Annotated in this window: 2 protein-coding genes and 2 tRNA genes; 2 read left to right on the top strand and 2 right to left on the bottom strand. The window is 71.0% G+C overall.

Annotated features, from left to right (window positions below; all coding sequences use genetic code 11):
* The coding region (locus MXD58_RS20285; protein ID WP_250609736.1) for a FadR/GntR family transcriptional regulator at positions 1-1,512 on the bottom strand (1,512 nt) is incomplete at its 3' end.
* A 619-nt stretch (positions 1,513-2,131) separates the two neighbouring features.
* Between MXD58_RS20285 and MXD58_RS20280 the strand changes: the two genes are divergently transcribed.
* Positions 2,132-2,206, top strand: a tRNA-Asp gene (locus tag MXD58_RS20280).
* Positions 2,207-2,245: 39 nt separating this feature from the next.
* A tRNA-Phe gene (locus MXD58_RS20275) sits at positions 2,246-2,322 on the top strand.
* A 368-nt stretch (positions 2,323-2,690) separates the two neighbouring features.
* Here MXD58_RS20275 and MXD58_RS20270 read toward each other — a convergent pair.
* Positions 2,691-4,103, bottom strand: a complete 1,413-nt coding sequence (locus MXD58_RS20270; RefSeq protein WP_248841294.1) for a rhodanese-like domain-containing protein — start codon at positions 4,101-4,103, stop codon at positions 2,691-2,693.
* Between the last annotated feature and the right edge of the window lie 607 nt (positions 4,104-4,710).

The following is a 4,710-nucleotide window of genomic DNA, read 5'->3' as shown; positions in this document are numbered from 1 at the left end:
GGCTGGCGGCCGGCGGCCAGGCAGCGCGACCTCGTCGACGGCCGGCTGGCGGCTCGGGTAGCCGTCCGGGCGGGCGTGGGCTCTGGCGAGGTGGCGTGGCCAGACCGCCGTCAGCACCCGGACGAACGACGCCAGTGCCTCGTTGCCGGTCAGCCGGGCCAGTTCGAGGTGCAGCCGATGGCCGGGCGTCCCGCCGCTGAGCTCGCTGCCGCGATCGGACCTGCCGCGATCGGACCTGCCGCGATCGGACCTGTCGTCGTCGGACCTGTCGTCGTCGGACCTGTCGTCGTCCGCGAGGTCGCCGCGGCTGTCCTCGCTGCCGGCGCTCTCGGTGGCCAGCAGCGCGCTCAGCCGTTCGATCAGCTCCGGGTCACGTCGCTCCACCAGGATGTCGATGCAGCTCAGCTCCAGCGCGTTGCGCACGATCCGCAGATCCTCCACACCCGCCTGGCTGTATTCCAGGTAGAGGGCGGTGGCCTCGATCGTCGCGGTCGGGTCCGGCTTGCCGACGACCAGACCGCCACCGGGTCCTCGGCGCATCTGCGCCACCGAGTGGTATTCGAGCAGCCGGACGGCCTCGCGCAGCACCGAGCGGCTGACTCCGTAGCGGGCCAGCAGCTCGCTTTCCGAACCGATGACCGCGCCGACGGGCAGGCCGGCCTGCGTCACGTCCTCGTGGAGGCGACCGGCGACGGTCTCGGCCAGCTTGCTGGGCGCGATGGTGCCGTCCGCGGTGGACATCAGGCCGGGCGCGGTGGAACGAAGTCGCCGCACGACGCCACCGGTCGACGGCGTGGTGATCCACTCGTGCATGACGTCGAGGTGCTGCGCCGTTAGATGTTCGGCGCGGGCCTCGTCACCGCCGATCACGGCCTCGGCGATGGCCACGTGGTCGCGGTTCACCCGCTCGGACCGTTCGGTGAGCAGCGACGGCGCGATGGAGCGGCGGGCGGCGGCGTACTCCCGCGCGCTGTAGCGCACCGTCAGCGCGTTGAGGACATCGACGAACAGGACGAGGACCGGGTTGCCGGTCGCCGCCGCGATCGCGTGGTGCAGCTTGTGGTGGGGGCTGAGCTCGCTCGGGTCCTCCGTGGCCTGGCGGTTGATGATGCCGCGCAGGATCTTGATGCCGTCCTCGGTGATGCGGCCCGGCGCGAGGGCGGCGGCGAGCGATTCGACGATGTACCGGGCGTGCAGGATCGACTCGATCGTGACCCCGACGTGCTCCAGGTAGACGCCGAGCGCCGTGGCGACCGCGGCCTCGTCCGGCGCGCGGACGACCAGCCCGCCGGCCGGCCCTCGACGGGTGACGGCGACCTGGTGGTGCTCGACGATTCGGACTGCCTCCCGGAACACGGCGCGGCTGACTCCGTACCGCTCGATCAGCGCCTGCTCGGAGCCGATCACGGTCCCGACCGGCCAACCGGCGCCGATGATGTCCTCCTCGATGCGGCGGGCGACCTGCGCGGCAAGCTTCTCCCCTGGAGCGCCTTCCTTATTCAGGATACTCATTGACTGTAGCGGTATGAGTCTTGCGACCCGGTCGGCGGACGGCATCGTCGTCTGAAACCTCCCCCGAAACGCGGTCTCGCGTGGTGTCCCGCGGCGCGGACCCGATGTGCACGCCACCCTCCGTACCCGCAGGTTGGACCGGACATATCGCCCAGACAACCAAATTGCGGGATTGGCATCTCCAGGATATTCGCTGCCCAGCGCCGGCGAGAGGACCTTCGGAAACAGGCTCATCCCCCGCGCGGGTGGCGCCAGCGGGGGTGACGGCGGGCCGCCCGACCACGCCGCGCGCCAGGGCCGACGGCCCGTCGAGAATGTGATCGAACGAAGACGGAGAGCAGGAATCTGACACTCTATTTCGAAGGAGCCTGCCGGCCTACCTGGACGGCACCACGTCGCGGGCGCGTCGACCGCGCCTGGGTGGGGAGGCGCGGGTGGACGTGGGAACACTGTCGGGTAGCGCGTCGCGAGTGATCCAGCGCGGTGAGCGTTGGGTAAGAATCCATCGCCTCCACCGGCTCGCCTGGCCCCGCAGTCGTGTAGCATGACCACCAGTTCCAGTCGGGGCGCCCTTAGCGGCTCCGACGGGGGGTAGCAATTGAAGATCGCAATAACGCATGGTCCCGTGGTGAAGTCTGGAGTTCACGCCGCCCTGTCAAGGCGGAGGTCGCGGGTTCGAATCCCGTCGGGACCGCGTTCGTAGGGCCGAAGATCCATCCGGTCAGACGGCCTGGGGCAGGTAGCTCAGTCGGTACGAGCGTCCGCCTGAAAAGTGGAAGGTCGGCGGTTCGACCCCGCCCCTGCCCACCACTAAGAGCCGCAGATCCCGCCCAACGGGCGATCTGCGGCTCTTGTCGCGTCCGCCGCCGTTGACGGCAACCCAGCCCGTCGCGCCTGGAGTCTTCAGCGCAGAGCCTCCCGAACCACCGCCCTTCGATGTCTGGAGCTGGTGCTGCCTGAGGCACGCCAGCGGGCGCCGCCATCCAGGAATTCATCGCCCGTAGGGCTGTGAGTGCCTCTGGTGTCGCATCAGGCAACGCGCGCCTTGGCGACGACGGCGCGGAGTTTCTTGTCGACGGCGTGGCGGTTCCGCCAGCCGAGGCGGCGGCGGATCATGCTGGCTCGCGCGGGGTGGTTGCGGTGGTCGGTGCCGTCGAGGGCGGTTCTCCCGGGCCAGCTCAGGCTGTGGCGGGGGTGAGGGGCTGCGCCCAGGCGGTGTAGCCGCCGAGCAGATCGGAGACGTCCTGGTGACCGGCCGCGCGCAGGGCGCTCGCGGCGACGGAGGAGCGGTAGCCGCCGGCGCAGTGGACGACGACTGGCCGGTCGGCGGGCACCTCGGCCAGGCGGCGGGTGAGCTCGGCGAGCGGGATGTGCAGTGAGCCGTCGATCGCGCCCAGGGCGCGTTCGCCCGCGTTGCGCACGTCGAGCACGACGGGTGCGCCGCCCTGCTCGGGCGTCCGGGCGAGCGCGTCCCGCAACTGGCCGGTGGTGATCCGGCTGGCGGGGACGACCTGGTCTGGCACGGCCCCGTCGGCGACCTCCCGGAAGGCGTTCTCGGGCTCGCGCAGGTAGCCGGTGACCTGGTCGAAGCCGATCCGGGCCAGCCGCACGGCGACTTCCTCCTCGCGGCCGGGTGCGGCGATGACGAGCACGGTGCGGCCCGGTTCGACGACCATGCCGACGGTTTCGGCGAACCGGCCGTCGGCGGGGACGTTGAGCGAGCCGCGCATGTGTCCGGCGGCGAACTCCTGCGGGTCGCGGGTGTCGACGACGACGGCGCCATCGGCGCGTGCCGTGAGGAACTCGGCGGTGGTCAGGGGCCGCGGTGCCGTTGTCGGGTCGAAGACCGGGTGGTCCTTGCGATTGAGTACCGCGTCGAAGACGAAGTAGCCGGGAGCGGACGGCTGGCCGCCGGTCACGAGCGCGAGGAACTGTTCCTCGCTCATCGGTGCGCAGGCGTAGTTGGCGCGGCGCTGATCGCCGATCGTGGAGGACCGCTCGGTGGACAGGTTCTTGCCGCACGCCGAGCCGGCGCCGTGCGCGGGGAAGACCCGGACCTCGTCGGGGAGGCTCATCAGCTTGCGCTGCACGCTGTCGTAGAGCATCCGGCCGAGCTCGGTGGCGGTGACGCCGAGGGACGCGAGCAGATCGGGCCGGCCGACGTCGCCGATGAACAGCGCGTCACCGGTAAGAACCCCGTAGGGGACGGCGTCAGTGGCGTGCTCGTAGACGAGGACGCTGATCGACTCGGGGGTGTGGCCCGGGGTCTCCATGATCTGCAGGGTGACGTCGCCGAGGCTGATCCGCTCGCCGTCGGCGAGCGGCCGGATCGGGTACTCGGTGTCGGCGCGACGGCCGTAGCCGATCCAGGCGCCGGTGGCGGCCGCGACCTCTAGGTGGCCGGCGGCGAAGTCCGCGTGGAAGTGGGTGTTGACCACGCCTTCGATGGTCAGTCCGCGTGCCTCGGCGTCCGCGAGGTACTCGGCGATGTCGCGGCGCGGGTCGACCAGCACGGCCCGGCGGCTGGCCTCGTCAGCGATCAGGTACGAGGCCTGGGACAGGCACTCCAGGTAGTACTGGCTGAACAACAAAGTCGTTCTCCCCTTCACGTTTGTCGGCTCGCCGCCTTATACCCCACGGGGTATAAGGCGGCGGTGGCGGTCCTCATTCCGGGCCGGTGCGGCTGGGTGGCGGTTCCACTCCCGGGACGTCGTGCCCTCGGTCGGCCGGCTGACCCGTCGATCGCTGGTCCTGCGCGACCGCGAGGACTTCGAGGGCCATTCCGTCTCGGGTGTGGGAAGAGCTGCCGCGGTCCGGCGACGCGGCCCGGGCTCCCGCCTCTGGCGATGACCGGGAGGCCGGCGCGAGCCCAGGCGTTCATCCCGCCGCCGAGATTCGACACCGGCAGACCTGCCTGAGCGAGCAGAGCCGCCGCGCGGGCGGAGTGGGCGCCGGATCGCCTGACGTGCTCTCTGGCTGTGATTCATGGTGATCCGCTTCTTCCGCCGTCACGGGCGCCGACCAGCCTAAGATACCCCGGGAGGTATCGGATACCCTATGGGGTATCTGCCGCCTCGCTGGCGGCGACCCTCGGCGGACTCGCCGTCGACGAACACGGAGGACAACGATGACGGAAAGTCATCCGGTGGCACGGGCCGAGGACCGGCCCGAAGCCGCGCCGGCCGGGCACGGCGGCGC

Source organism: Frankia sp. AgKG'84/4 (assembly GCF_023242965.2).
Classification (GTDB): domain Bacteria; phylum Actinomycetota; class Actinomycetes; order Frankiales; family Frankiaceae; genus Frankia.
Note: the sequence above shows the minus strand (reverse complement) of the source record. Positions and strands in the feature narration are given on the sequence as shown.